This window comes from Helicobacter magdeburgensis, from assembly GCF_000765825.2.
Lineage (GTDB): Bacteria > Campylobacterota > Campylobacteria > Campylobacterales > Helicobacteraceae > Helicobacter_C > Helicobacter_C magdeburgensis.
On record NZ_JRPE02000003.1, the window covers coordinates 186,861 to 212,654 of the forward strand.

Below are 25,794 nucleotides of genomic sequence, written 5' to 3' on the forward strand. Positions count from 1 at the left end.
CTTTTCTTAGCAACCTTTGACTTCCCATTATCTCACAAAAGGCATTGTATGAATACTCTTAGCGTTATTGATACTTTTGGATTTTTCTTTCGTAGTTTTTATGCTCTCCCTCCGCTTAAAAATTCACAAGGATTCCCCACAGGATTGCTTGTGGGTTTTTGCAACCTTTTGCAGTCTTTATATAAAGATCCCTCTTGCACCTATATCGCCTTTGCTTTAGAAGGTGGGGGGAGAAATAAAAGACGAGATATTTATAGTGAGTATAAAGCCAATCGCCAAGCCGCCCCAGAAGAGCTGCGTTTGCAACTCCCCATTGCGATTGAGTGGATTGCTAAAATGGGCTTTTTAAATATCAGTGTTGAAGGCTATGAGGCTGATGATGTTATCGCTTCAATTAACAAAGTCGCTAACGCACAAAATATCGCGGTAAGAATCATAAGCCACGACAAAGACTTATACCAGCTCATTGATGAGAATACTTATATCTACGATCCTATCGGCAAAAAGGACATTAAAGAAGCACAATGTTTGCAAAAATACGGCGTATATCCCAAGAATTTTATTGATTATCAAAGCCTTGTAGGCGATAGCAGCGATAATGTAATGGGAGTAAAGGGCATAGGCGCAAAGTCCGCTCAAAAGCTTATCCAACGCTTTGGGAGTATAGAATCTTTATATGCTCGTATTGATGAGGTAGAATCTGCCACTACACCAAGAATTGCCAAGCTTATTAAAGAGGGCAAGGACAATGCCTTTTTAAGCAAAAAGCTTGTTACACTCTATGATAATCTGCTTGAAAATATTGATCTCAATAAATGTCTAATGCCTGAATCCAACCCTATGCTTAAGATTTTTGATGAGTTAGAAAAATATGAGCTAAAAAATATCATCTCTAAGATTCAATCTCCTTATGAGCGATACACGCAGAAAAAGTCCGCCCAAAGGGGCATTGGCTCACTGCAAAGCACACAATCGCCCCAAAATGTAGAGAGTAAAAAAGATGAAGCCTTTAGCTTTACCCCCCATTTGCTTGATACTTTAGAATCCGTAGAATCCGTGCTAGATTCTATTCCACAAGGGGTGAGAGTGGGCTTTGACTGCGAGAGTGATAGCCTTGATTTACAGGAAGCCCAGCTTGTGGGTTTCTCATTTTGCTTTGATGGGAGCAATGCCTATTATGTGCCTGTGGGGCATAGGTATCTAGGTGTGGGTAATCAGCTTAACCTGCAAGAAGCCAAAAATGCTATAAGCAGAATCTTCACTCACCCGCTTATCGGACATAATCTTAAATTTGACCTAAGCCTTATTTACCGCACACTTGGGCTAGAACACAATGGTAAGATTTATGATAGTATGATTCTAAGTTGGCTTTATGATAGTATCGCACCTGTGGGACTTGATAAGCAAATGCTAAAGTGGTTTAATCACACAATGATAAGTTTTGATAGTGTCGTGCCAAAGGGGGAAAATTTCTCACAAGTAAATATCACTACGGCTACGCAATACGCCGCTGAAGATGCGGTGGCGACTTTTAGGCTCTATCATCGTTTGGAAGATGAGTTTCATAAAAGAGAATGGGGCGGGATTTTAGAGTTGGCTGAAAATCTTGAATACCCCTTTATCAAAGTGCTTATGGATATGGAGCTAGAAGGGATTCAGGTAGATATAGGGCTTTTAGAGATTCTAAAAGATAAATCAAGCGAACACATCGCCGAGCTTAGTCAAAAAATCTATGATTTATGCGGAGAGACTTTTAACCTTAACTCCCCCCAGCAACTCGCCCATATCTTATTTGAGAATCTTAAGTTAAAGCCGGGACGAAGTGTAAAGGGTGGTTTAAGCACTGATGAAAAGACACTTCTAGCCATTATTGATAGCCACCCTGTGATTGAGCTGATTTTAGATTATAGAGAGAGCAATAAACTAAAAAGCACCTATATTGAGCCACTTTTGCGACTTGGCAAGGCGAATGCACATAGAATCCACACTTCATTTTTGCAAAATGGCACTGCCACAGGACGCCTTAGCTCTAAATCGCCAAATCTCCAAAATATCCCTGTCCGCCGTGAAGAAGGGCGTAAAATCCGCCAAGCATTTATTAGTAAAGAAAACCATAGCCTTATTAGCATTGATTATTCACAGATTGAGTTGCGGCTTTTAGCGCACTTTTGCAAAGACCCTTCTCTTGTAGAATCTTTTATGCAGGATAAGGATATTCACTTTGAAACGGCTGCTAGGCTTTTTGGGGAGCAGGAAGCTACGCAAAAACGCTTTATTGCCAAAAGCATTAACTTTGGGCTTATCTATGGTATGGGGAGCAAGAAACTCTCTCAAACCCTGCAAATTCCACTTAAACAAGCTAAAGAGTATATTGAAAGCTATTTTGCACTTTTTCCCACGATTAAGGACTTTTTGAACGCACAGGAGGAATTTTTGCTTGAAAATGGCTATTCCCAAACGCTTTTGGGGCATAGGCGGTATTTTGACTTTAAAAGGGCTACTGATTTTATGAAAGCAAACTTCTTGCGTGAGGGGATAAACTCTATCTTTCAAGGCAGTGCGGCGGATTTAATCAAGCTTTCAATGTGTGAGATTCATAAACGCTATGCAAAAAGCGATTTAAAAATGCTGTTGCAGGTGCACGATGAGCTGATTTTTGAAGCCCCAAGTGAAAGGGCGGAAAACTATGCTAAGGAAGTAGCGGATATTATGAATAGTATTTATAAGCTTGAAGTGCCACTCAAATGCGGTATCGCCATTGGCACAAACTGGGCGGAGCTAAAGTAGGGACTTTGTATATATGGGATATGTATCAAGCTTTAAGCAAATAGCAAAATGTCTATGAATTTGCAATCCACATAATCCAAAAGCTAGACCCCACATTAAAGGCAGGATTTAAGCCTAAAGCCTTTTATTCTCATTGACATATTCGCCTTGCTTACATATTTTTGCTTTTACTCACCCTATCCACAAGATAGAGCAGATTCTGCCAAATGATATTTGTTTTATCATTCAGTCCTATTTCACAGGTGCTAGAGCTTGAAAATCCAAGGCGTAGTTTTTTATGCTTTTGCCCTTTGCTACTTTGCGTGGCGGATTGTTTTGTAGATTCTAAGTTAGAATCTATTTTTTCACTTTCCATTGTTTGCTTATCTGCGTAAAACTCGCTTAACTCCCGCAAAGCTGAAGCATTTAGCTCACTGCAAATAAAGCCCTTATTCCCTGCAAAGCCACAACACTGCGTTTTAGAATGCACTATAACTTCGCCACTCGTGCAGGTTTTGGCAATAGATTCTAGAGACTTATCCCATTTGCCCTTTCTTGTAGCACACATCGCATAAAGTGCAATATCCTCATCTAAAGGCATAATGTGTAATCGTGGTAAAAGAGTAGATTCTATAAATTCAGGCATATCTAAAATGGTGAGAGTAGAATCTAGCTCTTTTAACCCACTTTTTAGCTCATAGCTACACGCACTATGATCGCACACGATGTGGATTTGCTTCACACCTTTGCTTTGCAAGTCTCTCATAGTAGAATCTAATGCCTTATACACTTCCTTGCGTTTGGCTTGCGCACTTTGTGGATAGTCTTTATACGCCTTGCCACAGCAAAGATTGCTAAGATTTTGCGGATATACCACACTCACATTAGCTTTCTTACACAAAGATTCAAAGACTTCTTGCAAGGCTCTTGTATCTTTCAAGCTTGATTGTGGGGCGAAGGAGCGATTGATACAAGTGCTAAAGTATATGATTGCTACTTGAGATTGTGCGTTAGAATCTTTAGATTCTAGTTTGTAAGCATTTGCCCTAGGCAGTGAGCTTGGGATATAGGGCAGGAACTTTATCTTTTTGCTTAAATTACTAAGTGTATTTTTACCCAACATATTAGAGCTAAAGTTTGCTATGCGTAAGCCCCCTTTAGCAAGGCTAAGAGTGGTGCTAAAGTGCTTGGCACTCTGTGTAGCAACAAAGCGTGAAAATGTGCCTTTTACGGCAGGGCTAAGTTTGGAGGCGATTTTACCGCTATCAATTTCTAGGGGGCAGGAGAGGGAGCACATAGAGCAGGTGGCACAGGTGTCGATGCCAAAGTATTGATAGCTTTGTTTTAACTCTTTTAGTTTTTGTGCGTTGTCTTTTTGGCTAAAATCAGCGATTGCTTCGTCTTGTGCTTCGGCACTACCCTTAAGGTAGCTTCTCGCACTCATCTCGCAAAGCCCCGATTTTAACTCAAAGATACTTCCGCACTCCGCTCTATATTCCCCATTTTTCTCTGTGTTTGCCACTTCTGCATAGGCGGATTCTTTTGATTCTATTCTCTCACCAGAATCTTGCGTTGTGTTAGAATCCTGCTTGGCACTAGATTCTGCTAACAAAGCCTCTAGCCTTGCGATTTCTTTTCGCACCGCTATTCTCTGCCTTGGTGTGAGTGTTAGCTCTCTGCTAGGGCAGACTTTCTCGCAAAATCCACATTCCATACATTGATTGATAAAGTCCTCTACTTCGCTGCTTTGCTTGAGATTTTGCGTGTGGATTTGGGGATTATCGCTGATGATAACATCAGGATTGATAAGGCTATGCGGATCAAAAATCTCTTTTATCCTGCGATTTATGGCATACGCTTTCGCTCCCCACTCTTTTTCCACAAAGGGGGCAATCATTCGCCCTGTGCCGTGCTCTGCCTTTGTGCTACCCTGCAAGGCAATGACAGAATCTACCATCGCTTCCATAAACTCCCCAAAGGCTTGGCTCTCTTTCTCATCATTAAGATTAGGCGTGATAATAAAATGCACATTCCCACTCAAAGCGTGTCCAAAGATAATGCCTTGAAAATTAAATTGATTAAAAAGCTTGGTTATAGAATCTATGCCTTGTGCGAAAGTTTTGATAGGGAAGCAAATATCTTCAGTGATGACAATGCTCCCACTTGGGCGACTCCCAGCGGCTAAGGGCAAAAGAGCTTTGCGGATTTTCCACCAAGACGCCATAAGCTTTTCATCACTGCTAAAATGCACGCCAAAAAGGCTTGGCACAGATTCTAGCTCTTTACTTATATGAGCGATTTTAGAATCTAGCTCCTTTTGTGTGCTAGATTCTAACTGTACCAAAATCGCACAAGCCTCACTCTTTATTCTCTCTAACTCACTAGGGGCAGAATCCAAGCCCCTAGCAGAATCTAAACACGCATAGTCCATAATCTCCGCCGCACTCACAAGGCTTTCATTCCCCGCTAGAATCTCCACCGCCTTTGCCCCAAGAGCTAAATCCTTATAAAAAAGCAAGGCACACGCTTTGTAAGCATAATCTTCCACGCATTCATACTCCACAGAAGACACAAAGCCCAAAGTCCCCTCCGCACCGATGAAAAGATGATTGATAATGTCTTTAATTTCACTAAAATCTAGCAGGGCGTTGATACTATAACCGGTTGTATTTTTGATGGCAAATTTTCTTTTGATAAGCTCACAAAGCTCTGTATCTTGCAGAATCTCTTTACGCAAGGCTAGAAGTGAATCTGCCTTATCTTTATGTTTTTGCAAAAAGGATTCTATGCTTTCATTTGGCTTGGCATTCTCACTTGTATCAAGTATAGTGCCATCAAATAGGATAAATCGTGCGGATTTTATGGTGTTGTAGCTATTTTGCTTCACGCCACAGCACATACCACTAGAGTTGTTTGAAAAGATTCCGCCAATCATTGCGTTATTGATAGTCGCTGGGTCTGGTCCTATCTTTTTGCCATAGGGCTTTAAGGCTTCATTTGCCTCTACCCCAATCACCCCACAGCCGCATTTTATACTCTCCGCATTGCCTATAATCTCAATATCCTGCCAAAACGCATTGGCTAATACAAGCACAGAGTCACTACACGCCTGTCCGCTTAGGCTAGTCCCAGCGGCTCTAAATGTGAGTGGGGTATTGTATTTTTGACTAAGTGTAAAAAGATTGATGATTTCATTTTCATTCACCGCTCTTACCACCACACGCGGCACATACGCATAGCAAGAGGCATCAATCCCATAAGCAAAGCGGCGGAGATAATCTGTGTAGATTCTATCTTTAAATATCTCCTTTGCTTCTGCTATAAAGCCTTCAAAGTCTCTATATCGCGTTGTCATTTTTACTCCTTTGGCTTAATGGTTGGGTTCATCTATGACGACTTGTTGGTAGTCTATCACCCCATTTTTGTCCCATTTCTCTGCATTTTGTTCCATAATCTTTTCTAGCTCTTTGGCTTTATAAGCCATACCTGCATTATATTTTAAGCTACTTGTATCCCATAGATTGATATTTTGACTAAAGCTTGTCGCTCCGCTAAACATTCCTGCCATATTCTCTACCTTGCTTGTATCCCAAGATTCTATACCTGCTAGATTTTTTCTTTTACCGCCATTTTCTTTGTAGCATTGAAACATTATAATATCCCATTGCTTAAAATTGTTACGCCGAATCTCATTTATTTTCCCTTCATAATATTGCCAATCCGTAAGAAAAACTTCCCGATGATCTTGATACCCTCCACACAACTCGCCGGGTAGCCAGTCTTTCCCCCAGCTACCCCTACCTTCAGGATCATCAAATACAGGATAGTATTGATTTCTCAAGTGATTTGCAAATAAAAAGCTCATATCTGTAATGGCGCTGGTATCAATCTTTGCGAGATCCACGCGTTTATCATTGATAAGCTCCACAAGCTCATCTCTATTTTGCGGAAAGTAGGGTAGTCCCTTTTTTGATTTTGGCTTTTTAGATTTGCCTACATCTGCTTGACTACATTGATAGGCAGTAGTGTAATAACAGGCATTTGCACTTTGTAGCAAACAACCATTCTGCAAAAACTCACAGACTTTTTTCTGTGAGGCTTTTTTCTGTGAATTATCATAGTAGTTGTTAATCCCCATTATCGCAAACTTAAACCAAGTCCTTGCTCCGTAAAACTCATCTGCAAACATCGCACAATATAGCCCAAATCCCTGCAAACAAGCACTTTGAAAAAGTTGTGCCGTCATCGTATCTATGCGTTGCTCAAAAATCGCCGCCAACACATCGTTATTATCTGCAATAACTTTATGCTCACTCTTTTTCAAATCCATAAAGCTATAATACAATCTCACACAGCCCGTAGGCTCACCTAGCTCACAAGCCCTAGTATTAAGATGTGTCCGCACACTAAATTGCGGCAAACTAGAGGGCTGAAGTTTTTCAACCTCTTTGACTAAATCTTTATATGTATCATTAAATCGCTCAAAGTCCTCTTCTCTAAAAAACTTATTTAAAGCCACACAAGAAAAGCCGCTATCTATATGTGCTTTTTTAGCCATACAACGAGCCTGTAACTTGTTGAGATGTTTTATATATTCCTTATCTTCAAATACCCTTGGAGCTGAATCCTCTCTTGCCGTCTTTGCATAGATTCTTGCATATTCAATAAACTTATATTGTGTCTTAATTTTCTCAAGGCAAGCTACCTCTAAGCCCTTTTCACACGCTAAATCAAGTGCGTTTAAGCCCTTTTTGACATCATTTTTTTCTACCTCAAATCTCCCCTCATCAAGCAGATGCAAAACTTCCTTATACCATTGCTTTTGCTCTTGGCTAAAATCTTTGGCAAAGATATAATATTCTGGCTGGGAGTGCAAAAATCTTGGGATAAGAGCCTTTGTTTTTTGTAAAAGCATAGCTTCTGTGCTTTCATCTGGAAAAAAAGCATATTGTTCTTTGTGTAAGCTTCTTTGCGTAGAATCTGCTGCATTCCCTACACAGACCCATAGCATCACACAGAGCAAGATTTTTATAGCGATAGAGTAAAGATTGATACAAATTCTATCCTTAAAATATTCCTTTGCCTCAAGCATAAAGCGTTCAATTTCTCGTGTCATCATTACGCTCCTTTCTTTTTGATGTATCTAGCTACGCACATCAAGCAGACTTTCTTTAAACTCATACAGGGGCTTAAGGCTAGAATCTAGCGTGATTTTACTTAATTTAAAGCCTTTAAGAAGTGAAAGATTTTTTTCCAGCAAAGCCTTTGTGCTTTCATACATCACTTTTAGGCTTAAAGCATTTCCGCCCTTTGTTATGCTTATCTCGCCTTCAATAATGCCAAGGGAAGGCATTATCGCACTAAATCGCATCGTATTTGTCCCTATTTTTTTCATTTGTAAAATCTCATTTTTTTCAGTGATAGTAAGACTTAACACCCCACTTTTTAGCCCAAGCAGGAGATTGCTTAAAAATAAAAACTCCTCTTTGCTTTGAGCAGTAGCTAATTTTTGACTTAAAAAGTCTTTGAATCCTTCAAATATATCCTTTTGCTCCCCTAATTCCTGCAAATCCTGCAAACTAAACTGCAATGGGGCTTTACTAAAAGATTCTAAAATGTTTGGTTGCGGAATAAGATTCCGCAAGGTGATATGCCCTAGTGAGCTTTTCCCCATTTCACCCCAATATTTCTGCCCGATAAAAAGCTCTTTGTGGCTTTTACTTTGAATCTGCTTTGAACCTACTTGTAAGAGATAGGTATCCCCCTTTGTTTGTGCTAAGACTTTAATCAGCATAGGCAAGGCGGCATTGTAGGTCGTGGGGCTAGAAACTTTAAGATTTTGAGCTAACTTAGCGATTTTTTGAATCATTGCTAGGCTTTTAAGTTTTTAAGGCTTTCACAGGCTTTAGCTATACTAAAGGCGACTTCAAGTTTTGAGCCACTTACACTTTGAGTAAAGTCGTGTGTGAGAATATTTATCGTGTTGCTATCCGCACCAAAGGGGTTTTGCTTAGTTATGACATTGAGACACACCATATTGCATTGCTTAGAATCTAGCATAGTTTTCGCATAATGCGGGGCATTTGCCCTATCCATCTCGGCTTTAAAGCCTATTTTATACGCAGATTCTGGCGGAATGGAGGCTAACACATCTTGCGTTTGAAAGCATTGCAATGTGAGTGTATCGCCCACCTGCTCTTTTTTGAGTTTGCTTTTTTGTGGTTTAGGGGCATAATCAGCCAAGGCTGCTGCCATAAAGACAAAGGGTTTAGATTCTGCTTTTTTAATGAGTTTGTGAATCTCCGTGTAAAAATCAGCAACACTTTGGGCTGTAATCTGTGCAATCTGCTTTGGCAAAGCAATAGAAAAAATGCTTGAGACAAAACTCACCTTTGCCCCGAGTGTATAAAGTGCGATAGCCAAAGCACTTGCTTGTTTGCCACTGCTATGATTTGAGATAAATCGCACCTCATCAATGCTCTCTTTTGAGCCACCGCCGCTAATAATGACATCTCTGCCCTGCCAAAATACATTTGTATGTAGCCCACGAGCAAGTCTAAAAATAATCTCATCAATCTCCGCTAACGCCCCATCTCCCATCTCCCCACAGGCTAAAAGGCTTGAGCGAGATTCTATACATTCAAAGCCTAGATTTTTAAGTGTAGTGAGATTGGCTTGAGTTTGCGGAGATTCTAGCATAGCCGTATTCATCGCAGGGGCGATAAGCTTTTTTGCTCTTGTAGCTAGGAGTGTGGTAAGCAAGACATTATCGGCTATGCCACAAGCAATTTTAGCAATACTATTGGCACTGGCTGGTGCTATAAGGACAATATCCGCCCACTTTGCGTAAGCAATGTGATTTGCCCCATTTGTAGCACCTGATTGAGCAATCCACGATTGATTATGTTCAGTTAGGACAAGATTCCCACTCATTGCCTCAAAGCTTAAGGGGCTAACAAATTTACAAGCTTCTTCACTCATTACAACCTTGATGTGAGCATTATATTTTTTCAGCTGCGAGATACAATCAAGCATTTTATACGCGGCGATTGAACCACTTATGAGAATAAGGATATTTTTATTGTGGAAAATATGTTGCATTCACTCTCCTTTATGTGCTAGGGAATCTAGCACAGAAGAGCTTATTTTTTAGTTATTTTGAGAGTTCTTTAATGAATCTATCTGCAAGGTAAGGACCATCGCCATTTGAGCCAATAAGCTTAATCTTATCCACAATGCCCCTAAAGAGTGCTTCCTCCTCGTGTTGTTCGCTCACATACCATTGCAAGAAGTTGAAAGTCGCATAGTCCTTGCTCTGTAATGTAAAATCCACAAGCTCGTTAATGGATTGCGTGATTTTTTGTTCGTGTGCGTAAGTTTTTTCAAATACATCAAGCAACCCGCTAAAGCTAGATTCAGGAGCGGCGACTTGAGCAATACTCACTTTAGAATCTGTCTCATTAAGATAAGTAATAAGACGCTTTGCGTGTCCGCTTTCTTCATCAGCGTGTTGGAATAGGAATAATCCCGCACCATCAAAGCTGTTTTCATAGCACCAAGAACTCATACTCAAATAGAGATTTGCCGCATACATTTCTTTTGCAATTTGCTCATTCAGCATTTTTACAATTTCTGTCTTAATCATTTTGACTCCTTTAATGAGAATTTAAAAACGCGAAATTGTATTTTTTGTTTTCTAATAAATGGCTTAAAATTTTATCATTTTTCAATCATTTTGAGAATTTCATCATTGTGAAGCCACCAAGAATTGCTTTCACTGCTATACTCAAAGCCAGATTCCACAGCCCTGCCAATCTCACCCTTGCGTGTTGTGTGATAATCAACAGGCGTTTGAAAATTAATCGTTGGTGCGATGATAAAGAACTTATCAAACTCAATACATAAATGAGAATCATCTTTTGGCACCATTACTTCGTGGAGCTTTTCGCCCGGGCGTATGCCGATGATTTTATGTTTGAGATTTGGTGCTAAGGCTTGAGCTAACTGCGTAATCTTCACACTTGGAATCTTAGGGATAAAAATCTCACCCCCGTGCATTCGCTCTAAACTTTGCAACACAAACTCCACGCCAGATTCTAGCGTGATAAAAAATCTAGTCATACGCTCATCAGTGATAGGTAGCTCCTTTGCCCCTTGACACACGAGCTTTTGAAAAAACGGCACAACAGATCCACGAGAGCCGATAACATTACCATAACGCACAACGCTAAATTTAGAATCCTTGCTCCCCTTGATATTATTTGCGGTTACAAAAAGCTTATCCGAACACAGCTTTGTCGCACCATAAAGATTAATAGGATTTGCCGCCTTATCGGTGCTTAAAGCAATGATATGTTTGACATTATTGCTAAGACAAGCACTGATAACATTACTTGCCCCATCAATATTTGTTTTAATACACTCCATAGGGTTGTATTCGGCAATTGGCACGTGCTTTAAGGCAGCCGCGTGGATACAAATATCCACACCATTTAACGCCACTTCAAGGCGACTTTTATCCCGCACATCGCCGATAAAATACCGCATTCTTTTGTCATTAAAGACTTGTGCCATTTCATATTGCTTTAACTCATCGCGACTATACACGATAATCTTTTTGGGATTATGCGTTTTTAAGACTTTTTCAACAAATTTTTTCCCAAAGCTCCCCGTGCCTCCGGTGATTAAAATGACTTTATTCTCTAGCATAGATTCTCCCCTTGCATAATTTTGTCTGCCTTATTTGACATAGCCAAGCTCTTTAAGTTTATTGGCGATTTTTACAAGCAATGGTCCGCCATTCCCCCCGCTTCCGCCGTGTTCTATAAGAATTGTTACCGCATATTGTGGATTCTCATAGGGTAAAAATGCAGTAATCCACGAATGAGAGCGATGAAAATACTCCATATCTGCTTCTCTTACGCGTCTTTGAATATCTTGTGGAATCCCAACAACTTGAGCAGTCCCTGTCTTACACGCAAGGCTTACTTTTGTCCCTTGTGTGCGAAAATATGCCGTCCCACCCGGGACTGAACACACTTGATACATTCCCTTTCTTAGCACATCAAGCTTTGATTTTTGAAACTCACTCAAAACATCTTTAGATTCAAAGCTTGCAGGTTCATTATTAAAATCTTTTGCAAAATGTGGCGTTACAAGTTTGCCCGAAGCAATAAGGGCTGTATATCTTGCAATCTGCATAGGGGTTGAGAGAAAATAACCCTGCCCGATGGAAGTGGTAATCGTATCACCACCATACCATTGCTCCCCATATCGGCGGAGCTTCCACTCCGGACTTGGCAGAATGCCTTTAACTTCATTTGGAATGTCAATGCCGGTGAGTTCGCCTATACCCATTTGACTAAGCACACTTGCCATATTTTCAATACCCGCTCTTTGTGAGAGTGTATAAAAATACACATCAACAGATTCTCTAATTGCCTTTATCGCATCAGAGCTGCCGTGTCCAGAAGCCTTCCAATCGCGGAATTTACGATTGCCAAACTCAATATAGGGTGGTGTTTGAATGACACTATGCTCAGTTATCCCAGCAAATTCTAAAAATGCCAAAACCATACCCATTTTAATAACCGAGCCGGGCGGATAGCGTCCATACACAAGCTTATTAATCAAAGGTTTATGAATATTTTCTGTAAGCTCTTGCCAATTTTTATGGCTAATGCCATCAACAAAAAGATTAATATTATACTCCGGGTAGCTTCCAGCAGCTAGAATCTCGCCATTATGCACATTCATTACAATAACCGCTCCAGAGTGAAACTCAAAGTCCCTATCAATGCTTTCTTGCAATTTTAAATCAAGCGAGAGACGCAAATCATTGCGTTTTAGCACATCATCTTCTTGTAAAAGCTGCACTTGTTTATACAAGGAATTGATTTGAGATTTTCTATACCCTGCTTCACCTTGCAAATATGTATTATAGGTTTTTTCAATGCCATCTTTGCCTATAACTTTGCTGTATTGTGAAAGGGGATTTTTCTGTATATCATTATCATTTGCCTTTGCCACATAGCCAATCACATGTGAAGCCGCACTCTCATTGGGATAAAGTCGTTTGCTATTAGCGGCAATAATGATATTTGAAGAGCGTTTCAAATACGCATAGATATTAAGCATTTGTGCGTAAGGCACAAAGCCTACTAGCTCCACAGGGGCGTGATTATAAGCGTGGTTGTTTTTGTTATATGTATCTATAAGCTCATCTTTATCTAAATGTGGAAGAAAAGAGACAATTTTATCTACTTCAGATTCTATAACTTGCTTATTGCGAATCTTAGGAATAAGCGAGATGGAAAAGCCTATCTCATTGATGGCTAAAGGCTCATTATTCCTATCAAGGATAAGCCCTCGCATAGGTAGTAACACTTCTGTGCGAATGGCATTTTTCTCGGCAAATTTTTCATAATACTCGTGATTGATGACATTAATCACAAATAAACGCATACAAATAATAAGCCACACAATAACAAAAAAGATGATAAGAAATTTATAACGCAAATTCATCATAGAAACATCACTATCACAATTTCAATCACTAAATAATACAGCACGATAAAAAAAGGTGGTGTAACATTGCTGCCTGTGGCTATATCAATCATCACAGCCACAATATATAATCCCAAATACGCTAGGGCAACATAGCTTGCTTTGGCAAGTTTAGGAGTATTAAGGAGTGTTTGAATGCTTGGCACAACTAAAAGGGCTAAAAATAAAAACAGCCCTAAAAGCATACCTAAAGGAAGATTATTTTCAGATTCTATAAGGGCTACACCAAAAAGCAAGGCTATAAAAGAATAGAATCTATCCTCTTTATCAAACTTCATAAATAACACCAAGCACACACCAATAAGTGGGGGCAGCCATATCGTCATACTTGCTAAACTCTCATACGCATAGAGCGTGGCAAAAAGAGTAATGCCTAAGAGAGTTTGTTTATAAGAGCCACTTCGTCGCATATTGGAAAATGTTTGCATTTAATACAATCCGCCCATATTTTGTGATTTGGTAAAAGAGATTTTTCTATTATAGCAAAACCTAGCCTTTGGAACAACTTTGCCTTATAGGTCAAAACAAGCACTTCTTTAATCCCAAGCTCTCTCCCCTCTTGCAATGCCCTTGTTACCAGCTCACTGCCTAGCCCAGAGCCACGATAAGAATCTTTCACTACTAAAGATCGCACTTCAGCCAAATCCACAGAATACACATACAACGCACAGAATCCTGCAATCTCCCCACTGCCCTTATCTCTAGCCACGATATAAGAGCGAATGGTATTTGCCATTTCATCTTCGCTTCTATCTAGTATCACGCCATTTTTTACTTCCACGCTGACAAGATTCCGCATTTCCTTAATATCAGCCAATGTGGGCTTTATAAACTCAAATGCCATTTTCTATCCCCAAAGTAAAATCTAAGATTTTTTCACGCAACGCAGGAATTGAAGTGATTTTGTGATTTTTGGCAGTGATACTACACAAATAGCTTTGCGTTTGTGAATCTAGTATATTTTGTTGAGTAAGCTTATGCTGTAAAGAGCTAAGGGCGTTTTGCTTGAGCTTATCGGCTTTTGTGTAGATTCTCAAAATCCTTTGATCGCCCTTGCAAATCTCTTGCAAAAACGCCTCCACACTTTTATCAATCTCTAAATCCGTATGACGAGAATCCACTAAATGTAAAAACAGCTTAATGCTTTGGCGTGAAAGCAAAAATGAAAGCAGATTCTTCTCCCATTCTTTTTTGATACTCTTACTCACTTTTGCATAGCCAAATCCGGGCAAATCCACAAAACAAAGCGGTATTTTTTGATTCTCCTTAAGCCATAATGATGAGAAAAAATTAATGAGCTGTGTTTTTCCGGGTGTTGCAGAGCTTTTGGCTAATGGAGCGTTAAGCAAGGCATTAATAAGTGAGCTTTTGCCGACATTACTGCGTCCTAAAAAGACTATTTCGGTAATGCTAGGAGCAGGGGCATTTTTGGGATTTGTTGCACTTGTGATAAAGGCAGATTCTAAAATCTTTACTCCATTTTGCGTAAGATTTTTTGGTGAATCTTGCCCTCTTGTCTCTTTTAGATTCTGTGTCATCATTCTTGCTTTTTATCTTCAATGATGAAGGTAATCACACCGGGCTTTTGATTTGAACCTTTGATTGAGGCTTCTTGTGTTTGTGGATTTAGCACAATCACATTGCCCTTTATGGTATTTTGCTTCCCTATCTCTTCAATCATCGCTTCATCAATGAGCTGATATTCATCTTTAGCTACATCATAAATTGCCTTTTTTGCCTTACCTTTCATCTCTTTATCGGGCATTTTAGTGTGGAATCTCACATTGCCTATGGCGGTGTATTTTTGTGGGCGGTTTTTTTTATCTGTCTCTATGATGACTTTATCCGCCCATAGCGTATCCCCGCCCTTTGTTACGACAACTTCACCTTGAAGCTCTGTAATGCCCTTTTTCATATCACTTTGGAAGTTTTTTGCACTCACTTGCAAAATTTCTTCTTTTCCCCACGCAAAAGCACATAAAAGCAGTATAGGCATAAGTTTTAGCAAGGTATGTGTCATAATTTTTCCCCTAGCAGAATATCTGCCTTAAATGTATCTGCCTTCACTTCACCCAACACAGAATCATAAAAAATATTCTGCCCTGTGGCTTGTGTGGTGTTATTCCGCAGGATAAACTCCTCTTTGCCTTGAAAAATGCGTTTATTGTAATCATACGCACCCCATTTGCTCCAAAAGCTTAGTCCATCTAGCCGCAGATAATCTGCCCCTTGAGAAAAAGTGTAGATTCTATTTTTGCTTAGCACATAAGGAGCGTAGAGATATTCATTAAGCTTATTATTCACTTGATGGATAAAAAGCTCATATAACTCCTCTCTATTTTCAAATCGCATTGCTAAAGTCCCTTCCGATATGGCTTGGCAATATTGTGGTGTCAGCATATAGAGTGTGAAATTTGTCATCTCTATATTTGGCACTTCCTTACCAATAGCTTTGTGTAAGTCATTATCCTGCGTGAAAAACACCATACTGCTTAAGCTAAAGCATAAAAGCGCGAAAAAAAAGCCATAGATTCTATAAGAAATATTTTTCAAGCTTTTTGTCTCCATTAAGTTTTAGCACATCTTCTATCATCTCACGCACCGCCCCATTGCCACCATTAGATTTTAAAACTTTGTAGGCATATTTTTTTAACGCCTTAGCCCCATTTTTTGGCATATAGGCTTTTTGGCAGATTCTAAACATACTTAAATCATTGAGATCATCACCTATACACGCCACTTCACTCGCTTTGAGATTTAGCTTTGTTATAAGATCTGTAAGCACTTCCCCCTTATTTTCTATCCCCATAAAAATATGCTCAATGCCTAGCTCCTCTGTGCGTTTTCTCACCATTTGAGATTCTCTTCCCGTGATAATGGCACTTTGATAGTTTAAGCGTCTATTCCATACATTAATGGCTAATCCATCGCGTATATCAAAGCTTTTTATCTCCTCACCCGATTGAGAGTAATACACCTTACCATCGCTTAATGTTCCATCTACATCAAATACAAGTAGCTTTATCATAATATCCCCTTTGTTGAAGGTGTTAAGATTCTAGGATTTTGACTTATAGCGCGTCTAAAACTCACCGCAAAAGCTTTAAACATCGCCTCTACAATATGATGTAGATTTTTCCCGCGTTTTAGCACGATATGCACACTTAATCCAGCATTCAAACACAACGCCCTAAAAAACTCCTCTGCTAACTCCACATCAAAGCCCCCAACCATTCCTTTAAAAGGCAATTTATACGCGTGAGTATCAAAAAGTAAGAATCCGCGATTGCTTACATCAATATCACATTCCACGCAAGATTCGTCCATTACCACACTCGCATTGCCAAATCGCTCAATCCCACTTGCTGGATAAATTGCCTGATATAACGCTTTGCCTAAGAGTATGCCACAATCCTCTATACTATGATGTCCATCGACATCTATATCGCCCTTGCAATGAAGCCTTATATCCATAAGACTATGTTTGGTCAGCGATTCAAGCATATGATTAAAAAATCCTATGCCTGTTTCTATCTCCGCATTCCCACTGCCATAGAGATTTAAAGAGAGAGCAATATCTGTCTCTTTTGTCTTTCGTGCTAATTCTATACATTGTGTTTTAAGCTGTGTTTCCATACGCCTTTGCTCCTTTTCATATCAATACGCTAGATTCTAATCGCGGATAAAAAAGCCCCCTTGAATCTGTGTGTTTTTCTTTAAAAAATCCCTAGCTTCTTGCTCACTTTGGAATCCTCGCAAAAATACACGATAAATAGGTGCATTATCTAGCTCAAATTCCTGAATCACGCTTTGATAAGGGGGTATATGTGAAAATCGCTCTTGGGTAACTTGCGCGCCTTCTTTGCGTCTAAATGCCCCCACTTGGATAGCAAATGCCCCACCACTCACAGATTTTGGCGTGCTATCTACTTTAAATTCATTGCTTAGCACATCATCGCTTTGCACATTTTGGGCTTCTTGCTTATTGTCTTTGTTAATCACACCACCAAAGCCGACAATCTCTAACCGCACCTTTGCTGTGCCAACTTTGACCATATCAATATCTTCTGCTGCGGCATTGCTTAAATCAATAATCCGCCCTTCCACAAAAGGACCTCTATCATTAATCCGCACAATCGTGCTTTTGCCGTTTTCAACATTCAGCACTTTTACAACGGTATTCATAGGGAAAGTCTTGTGCGCGGCAGTGTGAGCATGCATATTGTAAGTTTCACCATTAGAAGTTTTTTTAGCGTGAAAGTCAGCCCCATACCAGCTCGCATACCCATCAAATTTATCCCCAAGGCTCACTTTTTCGGGGTAATACCACTTCCCAGCGACTTGATAAGGACGCATTGTTGCTTCTTGAATAGCTGGTGATTCTCGCATAGAGTTACCACCAATATTTGGCGTTATGCCTTGATTAAAGGCATCTAAGTCATCAAAACTATCATTAAAACCCTTTGCTTTTGTGCCGCTTTCACTCCATTCTGCACTTTTCTCCACACAGCCTAAAAAGCTCAATCCAGCAAAGATACAAATCCATACAGCATAAGAAAATTTCATACTACTCCTTTTGTTTATCATCAGTCTTACCGCCCATCAGCAATTGTGGCTGTTTTGCCCTTAAGCTTTGGGATAGTGAGCTTTTGGTTAATGTTGATATGTGAGCCTTTGATATTATTGACTGCCTTAAGCTCACTTAGTGGAATCTTGTAATTACTAGCAATAGTGCTAAGGCTCTCACCCTTTTGCACAATATGTGTAACAAACACAGATTCAGCGTGCTTTTTTTCATCAAAATTTTGCTTAAATGTGCGGAGCTTATCATAGGGGAGATAGACATTGTAGCGTTTATTGCCCGGCGGGAGAAAAGAGCGTGTAAAGTGGCGATTATACTTTTGCAATTCACTTAATGGAATTTTAGCACTTTTAGCAATGGCACTAAGCGATATACCGCCCTTTACATCAACACTTGCAATGCTATCTGTCGCACCGCGATTAAGCAAATAATCCGCATTTTGAGCTTTCAAAAAATCCACATCATTAAAAAGTAGGCTCATTGCTAGAATCGTGCGGATATAGTTACGCGTTTCCGCAGGGATATATTGAGCTTCATCATCAAGCAGCGTTTCAATGCGAGAATCTCCCCCAGCTTCTTCAATCCCCCTTTTTAACCGCCCCAAACCGCAATTATACGCCATTGCCGCAAGATACCACTCCCCTGTGGATTCATAAAGATATTTAAGGTATTTTGTCGCTGCTTGCGTGCTTTTAATGGGATCTTTACGCTCATCAATATATTCATTTATCTCTAGCCCCAAGCCCCTTGCGGTTGCTGGCATAATCTGCCAAATCCCTATGGCTTTTTTTGAGCTTTTGGCATTGAGTGTAAATTCCGATTCAGCCATAGCAAGAAACAAAAATTCCTGTGGAATCTGCTCTTTAGCTATCATATTTCTAAGCGTTGGGATAAACTCATAGCTTTGGGCAAATCGCTGCACAAAATACTGCCACCTATCTCTAATCCTTTGAGCTTTTTCATCATCGGCAATAGTTGTCATAAAGCTTGTATGCACACCAAATGAGTTTAAAATATTTGTGTTTTTATTATAAGTCATTGTGTAGAAGTCATCTTCTGTGGCAAAGGCTAGGCAAGGGAGCATTACATAAAGAATAAGAATCTTTACAAATCGCATTTATACTCCTTTAGTTCTCTAAAGAGATTTTCAGCATTGTTCGTGCTTGTGGCAATCACTTCATCTTCGCTCATATTAAGCACATTTGCGAGTTTTGCCATAATCAATGGAATGAAATAAGGCTCATTGCGTTCCCCACGATGTGGGTGCGGGGTAAGGTAGGGTGCGTCAGTTTCAAGCACAATGCGTTCCTTTGGGATAAGCGACAGGGCTTCAATCAATCGCCTTGCATTTTTAAAGGTGCAAACCCCACCAATGCCATAGTAGAATCTTTGACTAAGTCCTAGCAAGATTCTATCCGCATTATAGCAGTGCAGCACCCCCCTAGCATTTTCATAGCCTTGTAAAATCTCAAAGCTATCATTACTTGCCTCTCGTATATGCACAATAAGGGGCTTATCTAAGCTTAGGGCAAACTCTATTTGAGCGATAAAGACTTCTTTTTGCCTTAGCTTTATCTCTTCAAGATTCTGCCCCACTTCACCAGATTCAATAGATTCAGCCAAGCGGTAGTAATCTAGCCCACATTCCCCGATGGCAATACACTTTTCATCTTTGGCATATTCTTGTAATGTTTGCAAATTAAAATCAGTTATGTCATTTGGATGCACCCCAGCGGCAAAATACACGCCTTCATATTTATGAGCTATTGCTCTAGCCTTTGGCAAGGTGTGAATATCCGCTCCGGGAATGATGATTTTTTTGACATTATGTGAAAACGCCCTTTGTATGACAGAATCTAAATCTTCATCAAACCGCGTAGAATCTAAATGACAATGCGTGTCTATCATATATGGAATACTCATTCTGCAACCCTGTAATTTGTTTATTTGTGCTAGATTTATGTTAGAATAAAAGGCGAGATTTTAGCATAAATATCTTTACAAACAATAAGGAGATTAATGTTTAGCGGACTTGTGCGTGAAATCGCAAGGGTAAAAAGCTTTACTAACAACACACTTGAGATTTATACAGATTATCAAGCAAAACTTGGAGATTCTATTGCGATTAATGGGGCGTGTCTAACGGCTATTGCGTTTTTTCAAGGGGGGGTTACAATGGAGCTAAGTAATCACACCAAACAACATATCGCTATTGAAAATTTCACCCCCAATGCAAAGGTGCATTTGGAGCCAGCTCTAAGCCTTGGAGATAGATTTGATGGGCATATCGTGCAGGGGCATATTGATGGCATAGGCACAATTAGCTACATTACACATAATGCGGATTCAAGTGATTTTTTTATCCAAACAAATGAAGCGATGCTTGAGCTTATGATACCCAAAGGCTCGGTGTGTGTTGATGGTATAAGCCTAACGATTGTAGATTCAAATGACAAAGGCTTTAAGCTTACCATTATCCCGCACACGCTTAAAAACACGCTTTTTGGTGAATATCAAATCGGCAGAAAAGTCAATATAGAATCTGATGTCATCACGCGTAGCGTGGTAAGCACCCTGCGGAATATGAGTAGAAATAGCAAAAATGCTCTGTCTTGGCGTGATATTGATATGATGAATCTAAACTATTAAGGAATATGAGTTGAAGGACAAAAAAGCTGTGGCTCTAGCCTATAATGCGGAGTTTGATAATGCCCCGCGTGTGGTGGCAAAGGGGCAAAATGATATTGCTTTAAAGATTATTGCTAAAGCAAAGGAATTTGATGTGCCATTATTTTCTAACCCTCTGCTTGTGCAGTCCCTGCTACAAATCCCGCTAGATTCACATATCCCACCTGAAATGTATAATGCCGTGGTGGAAGTGTTTGTATGGCTTTTGCAATGTGAGAAAAACGCTCAATTAAGCAAGGATATGTAATGAGAGAGCATTTTAAGCCGATTTTAGGCTTTTTTAAGCGGGAATTTTATGGCTTTTTAAATGATAAATTTTCACTCTTTCTTTGCACGCTCACCCCCTTACTTTTGGGACTTTTTATATGGGCGGTATTTTCTCAAAGCTTTGTGCGTTCCGCTCCCATTGGCGTAGTGGATTTAGACAAAACACCTTTAAGCCAAGAGCTTACACGCAATCTCTCCGCCATTCCTGCTATTAGCGTTACACGGAGCTACTCTAGCCTAAGTGAAGCTAAAGATGATATGGGTAGCACGCAGATTTATGCGATTGTTGTGTTTCCAAAAGGTTTAGAATCTCATAGCAAAAAGGGTATTCTAACAGAGATCCCAATCTATTATAACGCCCAGCTTATGCTTGTAGCAAAGTCTATTGAAGGAGCGTTTAAGCAGCTTATTTTAACAAGTAATGTCAAAGCAAAGCTTGGCAAAAACCTTATCCAAACGCATAATATTGATGCGGCTTTAGCAAAAAGCTCTCCTATCCTTATGCAAATCACCCCACTTTATAATATCAATAATAGCTATGCGCAATTTTTGCTAACGGGGATTCTGCCTTGCTCTCTTATTATGCTTGTGATTTTATGCGTGATTAACTCTCTAGCTAGAGATGAAGCTGATGTGGGCTTTGTCAAAGGCAAAAAATCCCAAATGCCAGATGGAATCCACGCACGATTATATATCCTTACCAAAGTCTTTGCCTATGCGGGAATCTTCTCATTATGGTGGGGTGTGATGATGCTATTTTTTCACTTCCTTGGTTTTAGCTTTCGGGGGAGTTATATCACACTCTACATCGGGGCTTTGCTTACGATTTTAGCCTATTCTAGTGTGGGCGTGTTTGCCTATGCGATTTTAAAAGACCACACAAGAGCTTTAGCCGTAGCAGCGATTTATTGTGCGCCTAGCTTTGCTTTTGCTGGGCTTACTTTCCCGGTAAATTCTATGGGGAATTTTGCGAGTTTTTGGCATATCATTCTGCCTATTAGCCATTATTTAAAACTCTATGTGCAGGTAGCAAACTACGGCATAGACTTTCTTAGTGCGTTAAAAACAATGTGTGAATTGCTGCCTTTTTTGCTTTTTTTGAGCTTTGGAATCTTAATCTATCGCAAAAGAGAGGCGAAAATAGAAGATGAGTGAATTACAAATCTAAAAGCCCCTTCAGTTCATCGTGCCACTCTAAATATACTAAACAATTCACACAAAAGGACACAAATGCTAACCAAACTCGCGCTTATCAGCTTAGGTGGTGGTATAGGGTCGGCGTTACGCTTTTATGTAGGCTATGGTGTTGTATCTATTTTGCCAAGTCAATATCTGCATTATAGCTTCATAGCGACATTTTGCATCAATATGTTAGCGTGTTTTGGTATAGGGCTATGTGTGGCGATGATAAAAGGGCAAGATTCACTCTTATTTGTGTTTCTTACTATCGGTTTGCTTGGGGGCTTTAGCACATTTTCTACCTTTAGCCTAGAAGTGCTAAAACTCCTGCAAAATCATTGTGTCCTTACCGCAATGTTTTATGTGCTACTCTCCAATATATGTGGAATCTTATGCGTGTATTTAGGCTATGTGTTTAAGGGCTAGATTCTACAAAGCTTTAAGATTCTAGCCTTTCACATACTTTTGTAAATGTGTTTATATTCGCTTATGTATCGTTCTATTTGCGGATTTTTCACCACATAAGCCTAACATCTAGTGTAGCTCAAGGGGAAATGTGAGATTCTTATTACCAACTAGATATGATAAGTAGCTGAAAAATTTGTTATACTTCTGCTTTTTGTAATCACAAAGGAATGCAATGGCAAGAAATGAGGTAAAAACAGATTCTTGGGTGAGGGATTTATTAAAGGTTGCAAACATACCTTTTGCAGAGCAGGGAGGAGGAACTAAAGAGCTAGATGAAGCGTTTAAAACTGCTTCCAAAGCCCTTAGCGGTAAAGCAGGCTATCCAGACTTTTGTGCGGTGGTAAAAGACTTTGTATTTGTGTTTGAAAACAAAGCAAATATAGACAAGCATTGCAAACTAGATTCAAAAAATTGCATTGATTTAGAAAATGCAGATTCTGTAAAAAATTATGCCGTTAATGGTGCGATTCATTATGGCAAACACTTAGCCAAACACACAAATTATAAAAAGATTATTGCCATAGCTGTAAGTGGTAATGAAAAACGCCATAAAATTACGCCTTATTTTATCAATGAAAATGGCTTTGTAACTAAGGATTTAAAAGATTTAGAAGACTTTATTGTTTTCAGTGAAGATAATATTGAAGAATACTATACAAAGGAGATTTTAAAAGAGCCAACAGACCAAGAGAAAACAACAGAGCAACTTCTAAAAGATGCGAAAGAATTACACGAAGATTTACGCAACTATGGCAATTTACGCGATACTGAAAAGCCTATTGTGGTTTCTGGTATTTTACTTGCCCTAGAAGAGATAAAGTATAAAAACTTTGATTTAGAACGCTTAAATGGAGATGACAAAACAAGCGATGGGAGAAAAATCTATGAAGCCATAGCAGGTAATTTAAACCGCGCAAAAGTCAGCCCTGAAGTGAAAAAAGATAAATTATTAAGTCAATTCTCTATCATAAAAGATACACCAAAAATTAATGAAACTAACAGCACCTTAGGCAAAACACCGCTAAAACATTACACAGAATTTCTCTATAAACGCATTTATCAAAATATTAAATACACGCAAACAAGCGAGGATATTTTAGGATTATTTTATAGCACATTTATGAAATATGGCGGTGGCGATGGACAGACTTTAGGCATTATACTAACCCCTAAGCATATTTGTGAGCTTTTTTGTGATTTAGTGGAGTTAAAACCTAATGATGTTGTATTTGATCCTTGTTGTGGAACGGCTGGATTTTTGATCGCTGCTATGCATAATATGCTTTCACAAGTTACAGATGAGACACAAAGGCAACATATCAAAGAAAATCAACTTTTTGGCATAGAAGAAAAGCCTGATATGTTTTGCATTGCCACGACTAATATGATTGTGCGTGGTGATGGTAAAAGTAATTTAGAAAATAAAGACTTTTTAAAGCAAAATCCCTTTGAGCTTCAAAAAGATATAGCCGCAAGCATTGGTATGATGAATCCGCCCTATTCTCAAGGCAGCAAGGCAAATCCAAATCTTTATGAAATCGCCTTTAGCGAACAGCTTTTAGATTCTCTCACTAAAGGAGCAAAAGCGATTGTGATAATCCCGCAAAGTGCCGTTACAGGAAAAAGCAAAGAAGAAAAGGCGATTAAAGCAAATATTTTAAAAAAGCATACCCTAGAAGGTGTCATCACTTGTAATAAAAATACCTTCTATGGTGTAGGCACAAACCCTTGTATAGCCATATTTACTGCGTGGATTCCACACCATAAAGACAAGATTTGCAAATTTATAAATTACGAAGATGATGGCTTTGAAGTACAAAAGCATAAAGGCTTAGTAGAAACCATACACGCTAAAGATAAAAAAGCACATTTGCTAAAAGTCTGGCGTGATGAAATGGAAGCAGAATCTAAATTTTGCGTGAAAACTACCATAGAAGCAGAAGATGAATGGCTACACAGCTTTTATTATTTTAATGATGAGATTCCAAAATACGAAGATTTTGATAAAACAATGGCGGATTATCTCACATTTGAATTTAATATGATAACGCACGGACGTGGATATTTATTTGGTTTAGAGGGAGATGATGATAGATAAAGAAATATATCAACGACTTTTTTCACAAAAAAGACTAGATAGCTATGCGGATTTGAAAGAACATTTAGATAATTTTAAGTTAATAAACTCTATCGCAGCAAAAATGGGGCTTATAGAAATTGTGCTAAGAAATAGCATTGATTATGTGGTAAGCATAAATGATAATGAGTGGATTTTAAAATCTCTTTTAAATACCAAGTTAGCCCATCATCAAGCATTATCGCAACAGAGTTTGGGCTTTTGGCTAAGAGTGGTGGATTTTTACAAGATTCACAATCAGCTTTTTACAAATAAGTTTTTAAAAAGCTTAGATTTTAAGCGGTATTTTATGGGGAATAAGAATAAGGGCTTAAGAGATTATCAAAAAGTAAGTTTGTTGTTGCTACTTTTTAAAAATTTACGCAATAGGGCATTTCATTTTGAGAATCTCTACAAGCTAAATAATGATAACAAGCCACGATTAAGTGCGTCTATACAAAATAAAAACAAACAAAAAATGATTATAAATCTAGCAACAGAAAATATTGAAATCTTTTTAGATGATATATTGATGGGTTTAGTAGAAAAATCTTTAGAAAGAATAGGGGAAAAGGATCCCCTCGAAACAAAAAGAATTATAGCAGAATTAAATCAAGGAATCAAGTAAGGAGACAATATGAATGTAGATTCTATGAAATGGGGCGAGTTTAAAATTTGTGATTTGTTTGAGATTGTAGGCACTTATACTACGCACCCAAGAGAGCTTATGCCAAATGGTAGAACACCTAGAATAACTTGTGCAGCAACCAACAATGGATTAGACAACACTTATCAAAATGTAGCCACAGAAAAAGGTGGAGTTTTAAGTGTGGATAGTGCAACTATAGGCTATATAGCTTACCAAGAAAACGACTTTATAGCGACCGACCATATAGAAAAGATAATGCTTAAAAATGGTAAGACTATGAATCGTTATGTTGGATTATTTATTAAGCAGTGTATTGATAATGCTGTTTTGCAAAAATATGGATATGGATATAAATTTTCACAAACTAGAATTAAAAAACAAATTATTAAACTCCCCATAGATTCTAAAGGCAACCCAAACTACGCTTTTATGGAATCTTTTATGAAAAACTTAGAGCAAAAGCACTTAAGAAAAATCATAAAATACTATGAAAATAAACTTTTAGATTCTAAT

25 protein-coding genes are annotated in these 25,794 nt (G+C 38.9%); 8 read left to right on the plus strand and 17 right to left on the minus strand.

All coding sequences use genetic code 11. The features are described from left to right. The first annotated feature begins 48 nt into the window (after window positions 1-48). Window positions 49-2,787, plus strand: coding sequence for a DNA polymerase I (gene polA / locus LS74_RS03330; protein WP_034585162.1), 2,739 nt, complete (start codon window positions 49-51; stop codon window positions 2,785-2,787). A 151-nt stretch (window positions 2,788-2,938) separates the two neighbouring features. Here the strand turns inward: polA and LS74_RS03335 are convergent, their stop codons facing one another. The 17 genes from LS74_RS03335 to LS74_RS03415 form a co-directional block, all read right to left on the minus strand. Beyond that, on the minus strand, window positions 2,939-6,121 hold the full coding sequence (locus tag LS74_RS03335; protein ID WP_034585160.1) for an FAD-binding and (Fe-S)-binding domain-containing protein: 3,183 nt from the start codon (window positions 6,119-6,121) through the stop codon (window positions 2,939-2,941). A gap of 15 nt (window positions 6,122-6,136) precedes the next feature. Next, the gene (locus tag LS74_RS03340; RefSeq protein ID WP_084584193.1) at window positions 6,137-7,885 is read right to left on the minus strand and encodes a BspA family leucine-rich repeat surface protein; all 1,749 of its coding nucleotides are present in this window, start codon (window positions 7,883-7,885) and stop codon (window positions 6,137-6,139) included. A 24-nt stretch (window positions 7,886-7,909) separates the two neighbouring features. Next, on the minus strand, window positions 7,910-8,635 hold the full coding sequence (locus tag LS74_RS03345) for a hypothetical protein (RefSeq protein WP_034585155.1): 726 nt from the start codon (window positions 8,633-8,635) through the stop codon (window positions 7,910-7,912). Window positions 8,636-8,637: 2 nt separating this feature from the next. After that, complete coding sequence (gene coaBC / locus LS74_RS03350; RefSeq protein WP_138128802.1) at window positions 8,638-9,867, minus strand: bifunctional phosphopantothenoylcysteine decarboxylase/phosphopantothenate--cysteine ligase CoaBC; 1,230 nt, start codon at window positions 9,865-9,867, stop codon at window positions 8,638-8,640. A 52-nt stretch (window positions 9,868-9,919) separates the two neighbouring features. Continuing rightward, complete coding sequence (gene ftnA, locus LS74_RS03355) at window positions 9,920-10,411, minus strand: non-heme ferritin (RefSeq protein WP_034585152.1); 492 nt, start codon at window positions 10,409-10,411, stop codon at window positions 9,920-9,922. Window positions 10,412-10,485: 74 nt separating this feature from the next. Further along, on the minus strand, window positions 10,486-11,475 hold the full coding sequence (gene pseB / locus LS74_RS03360) for a UDP-N-acetylglucosamine 4,6-dehydratase (inverting) (RefSeq protein ID WP_138128804.1): 990 nt from the start codon (window positions 11,473-11,475) through the stop codon (window positions 10,486-10,488). Between the two features lie 30 nt (window positions 11,476-11,505). Beyond that, a complete protein-coding gene (gene mrdA / locus LS74_RS03365) occupies window positions 11,506-13,293 on the minus strand; it encodes a penicillin-binding protein 2 (RefSeq protein WP_034587476.1) in 1,788 nt (595 codons plus the stop codon). Continuing rightward, window positions 13,290-13,760 (minus strand): Ycf66 family protein, encoded by a 471-nt coding sequence (locus LS74_RS03370; protein ID WP_236096787.1) that lies wholly within the window; start codon window positions 13,758-13,760, stop codon window positions 13,290-13,292. Before LS74_RS03370 ends, mrdA begins: the two co-directional genes overlap by 4 nt. Continuing rightward, complete coding sequence (locus tag LS74_RS03375) at window positions 13,706-14,176, minus strand: N-acetyltransferase (RefSeq protein ID WP_034587472.1); 471 nt, start codon at window positions 14,174-14,176, stop codon at window positions 13,706-13,708. The genes LS74_RS03370 and LS74_RS03375 overlap by 55 nt, the downstream gene beginning before the upstream one ends. Beyond that, complete coding sequence (gene yihA, locus LS74_RS03380) at window positions 14,166-14,870, minus strand: ribosome biogenesis GTP-binding protein YihA/YsxC (RefSeq protein WP_034587471.1); 705 nt, start codon at window positions 14,868-14,870, stop codon at window positions 14,166-14,168. The genes LS74_RS03375 and yihA overlap by 11 nt, the downstream gene beginning before the upstream one ends. Further along, window positions 14,870-15,352 (minus strand): lipopolysaccharide transport periplasmic protein LptA, encoded by a 483-nt coding sequence (lptA, locus tag LS74_RS03385; RefSeq protein WP_034587470.1) that lies wholly within the window; start codon window positions 15,350-15,352, stop codon window positions 14,870-14,872. The genes yihA and lptA overlap by 1 nt, the downstream gene beginning before the upstream one ends. Beyond that, entirely contained in the window at window positions 15,349-15,885 is a 537-nt protein-coding gene (locus LS74_RS03390; protein ID WP_034587467.1) for a hypothetical protein, read from the minus strand. Before LS74_RS03390 ends, lptA begins: the two co-directional genes overlap by 4 nt. Beyond that, complete coding sequence (locus LS74_RS03395) at window positions 15,866-16,360, minus strand: KdsC family phosphatase (RefSeq protein WP_034587465.1); 495 nt, start codon at window positions 16,358-16,360, stop codon at window positions 15,866-15,868. Before LS74_RS03395 ends, LS74_RS03390 begins: the two co-directional genes overlap by 20 nt. Then, window positions 16,357-16,968 carry an imidazoleglycerol-phosphate dehydratase HisB gene (hisB, locus tag LS74_RS03400; protein WP_034587464.1) on the minus strand — a complete coding sequence of 204 codons (612 nt, stop codon included), beginning with the start codon at window positions 16,966-16,968 and terminating at the stop codon, window positions 16,357-16,359. The genes LS74_RS03395 and hisB overlap by 4 nt, the downstream gene beginning before the upstream one ends. Window positions 16,969-17,004: 36 nt before the next feature. Then, entirely contained in the window at window positions 17,005-17,898 is an 894-nt protein-coding gene (locus LS74_RS03405) for a septal ring lytic transglycosylase RlpA family protein (RefSeq protein ID WP_034587462.1), read from the minus strand. A gap of 26 nt (window positions 17,899-17,924) precedes the next feature. Next, complete coding sequence (locus LS74_RS03410; protein WP_034587460.1) at window positions 17,925-19,031, minus strand: lytic transglycosylase domain-containing protein; 1,107 nt, start codon at window positions 19,029-19,031, stop codon at window positions 17,925-17,927. After that, window positions 19,019-19,822, minus strand: coding sequence for a TatD family hydrolase (locus tag LS74_RS03415; protein WP_034587478.1), 804 nt, complete (start codon window positions 19,820-19,822; stop codon window positions 19,019-19,021). Before LS74_RS03415 ends, LS74_RS03410 begins: the two co-directional genes overlap by 13 nt. Before the next feature lie 111 nt (window positions 19,823-19,933). On the opposite strand from LS74_RS03415, the gene ribE reads away from it, so the two are divergent. The 7 genes from ribE to LS74_RS03450 form a co-directional block, all read left to right on the plus strand. Then, window positions 19,934-20,563 carry a riboflavin synthase gene (gene ribE, locus LS74_RS03420; protein WP_034587459.1) on the plus strand — a complete coding sequence of 210 codons (630 nt, stop codon included), beginning with the start codon at window positions 19,934-19,936 and terminating at the stop codon, window positions 20,561-20,563. Window positions 20,564-20,573: 10 nt separating this feature from the next. After that, window positions 20,574-20,849, plus strand: a complete 276-nt coding sequence (locus tag LS74_RS03425; RefSeq protein WP_034587457.1) for an EscU/YscU/HrcU family type III secretion system export apparatus switch protein — start codon at window positions 20,574-20,576, stop codon at window positions 20,847-20,849. Beyond that, window positions 20,849-22,024, plus strand: coding sequence for an ABC transporter permease (locus tag LS74_RS03430; protein WP_138128806.1), 1,176 nt, complete (start codon window positions 20,849-20,851; stop codon window positions 22,022-22,024). Before LS74_RS03425 ends, LS74_RS03430 begins: the two co-directional genes overlap by 1 nt. A 75-nt stretch (window positions 22,025-22,099) precedes the next feature. Further along, window positions 22,100-22,474, plus strand: a complete 375-nt coding sequence (locus tag LS74_RS03435; RefSeq protein WP_034589081.1) for a fluoride efflux transporter FluC — start codon at window positions 22,100-22,102, stop codon at window positions 22,472-22,474. 214 nt (window positions 22,475-22,688) lie between these two features. Further along, window positions 22,689-24,614 carry an HsdM family class I SAM-dependent methyltransferase gene (locus LS74_RS03440; RefSeq protein WP_034589083.1) on the plus strand — a complete coding sequence of 642 codons (1,926 nt, stop codon included), beginning with the start codon at window positions 22,689-22,691 and terminating at the stop codon, window positions 24,612-24,614. Further along, complete coding sequence (locus LS74_RS03445; protein ID WP_004086099.1) at window positions 24,604-25,260, plus strand: hypothetical protein; 657 nt, start codon at window positions 24,604-24,606, stop codon at window positions 25,258-25,260. The genes LS74_RS03440 and LS74_RS03445 overlap by 11 nt, the downstream gene beginning before the upstream one ends. A 9-nt stretch (window positions 25,261-25,269) precedes the next feature. Further along, window positions 25,270-25,794: restriction endonuclease subunit S (locus LS74_RS03450; RefSeq protein WP_201274700.1), on the plus strand; the 525-nt coding region annotated here is incomplete at its 3' end.

Excerpts from the sequence above, each read along its gene's own strand:
- LS74_RS03370 (WP_236096787.1), bottom strand. The coding sequence starts at position 13,760 with ATGCAAACATTTTCCAATATGCGACGAAGTGGCTCTTATAAACAAACT.
- LS74_RS03445 (WP_004086099.1), top strand. The coding sequence starts at position 24,604 with ATGATAGATAAAGAAATATATCAACGACTTTTTTCACAAAAAAGACTA.
- LS74_RS03345 (WP_034585155.1), bottom strand. The coding sequence starts at position 8,635 with ATGATTCAAAAAATCGCTAAGTTAGCTCAAAATCTTAAAGTTTCTAGC.
- hisB (WP_034587464.1), bottom strand. The coding sequence starts at position 16,968 with ATGGAAACACAGCTTAAAACACAATGTATAGAATTAGCACGAAAGACA.
- LS74_RS03405 (WP_034587462.1), bottom strand. The coding sequence starts at position 17,898 with ATGAAATTTTCTTATGCTGTATGGATTTGTATCTTTGCTGGATTGAGC.
- LS74_RS03335 (WP_034585160.1), bottom strand. The coding sequence starts at position 6,121 with ATGACAACGCGATATAGAGACTTTGAAGGCTTTATAGCAGAAGCAAAG.
- LS74_RS03415 (WP_034587478.1), bottom strand. The coding sequence starts at position 19,822 with ATGATAGACACGCATTGTCATTTAGATTCTACGCGGTTTGATGAAGAT.
- LS74_RS03340 (WP_084584193.1), bottom strand. The coding sequence starts at position 7,885 with ATGATGACACGAGAAATTGAACGCTTTATGCTTGAGGCAAAGGAATAT.
- lptA (WP_034587470.1), bottom strand. The coding sequence starts at position 15,352 with ATGACACATACCTTGCTAAAACTTATGCCTATACTGCTTTTATGTGCT.
- polA (WP_034585162.1), top strand. The coding sequence starts at position 49 with ATGAATACTCTTAGCGTTATTGATACTTTTGGATTTTTCTTTCGTAGT.
- LS74_RS03375 (WP_034587472.1), bottom strand. The coding sequence starts at position 14,176 with ATGGCATTTGAGTTTATAAAGCCCACATTGGCTGATATTAAGGAAATG.
- coaBC (WP_138128802.1), bottom strand. The coding sequence starts at position 9,867 with ATGCAACATATTTTCCACAATAAAAATATCCTTATTCTCATAAGTGGT.
- LS74_RS03410 (WP_034587460.1), bottom strand. The coding sequence starts at position 19,031 with ATGCGATTTGTAAAGATTCTTATTCTTTATGTAATGCTCCCTTGCCTA.
- LS74_RS03440 (WP_034589083.1), top strand. The coding sequence starts at position 22,689 with ATGGCAAGAAATGAGGTAAAAACAGATTCTTGGGTGAGGGATTTATTA.
- ftnA (WP_034585152.1), bottom strand. The coding sequence starts at position 10,411 with ATGATTAAGACAGAAATTGTAAAAATGCTGAATGAGCAAATTGCAAAA.
- LS74_RS03435 (WP_034589081.1), top strand. The coding sequence starts at position 22,100 with ATGCTAACCAAACTCGCGCTTATCAGCTTAGGTGGTGGTATAGGGTCG.
- pseB (WP_138128804.1), bottom strand. The coding sequence starts at position 11,475 with ATGCTAGAGAATAAAGTCATTTTAATCACCGGAGGCACGGGGAGCTTT.
- mrdA (WP_034587476.1), bottom strand. The coding sequence starts at position 13,293 with ATGATGAATTTGCGTTATAAATTTCTTATCATCTTTTTTGTTATTGTG.
- LS74_RS03430 (WP_138128806.1), top strand. The coding sequence starts at position 20,849 with ATGAGAGAGCATTTTAAGCCGATTTTAGGCTTTTTTAAGCGGGAATTT.
- ribE (WP_034587459.1), top strand. The coding sequence starts at position 19,934 with ATGTTTAGCGGACTTGTGCGTGAAATCGCAAGGGTAAAAAGCTTTACT.
- LS74_RS03395 (WP_034587465.1), bottom strand. The coding sequence starts at position 16,360 with ATGATAAAGCTACTTGTATTTGATGTAGATGGAACATTAAGCGATGGT.
- yihA (WP_034587471.1), bottom strand. The coding sequence starts at position 14,870 with ATGACACAGAATCTAAAAGAGACAAGAGGGCAAGATTCACCAAAAAAT.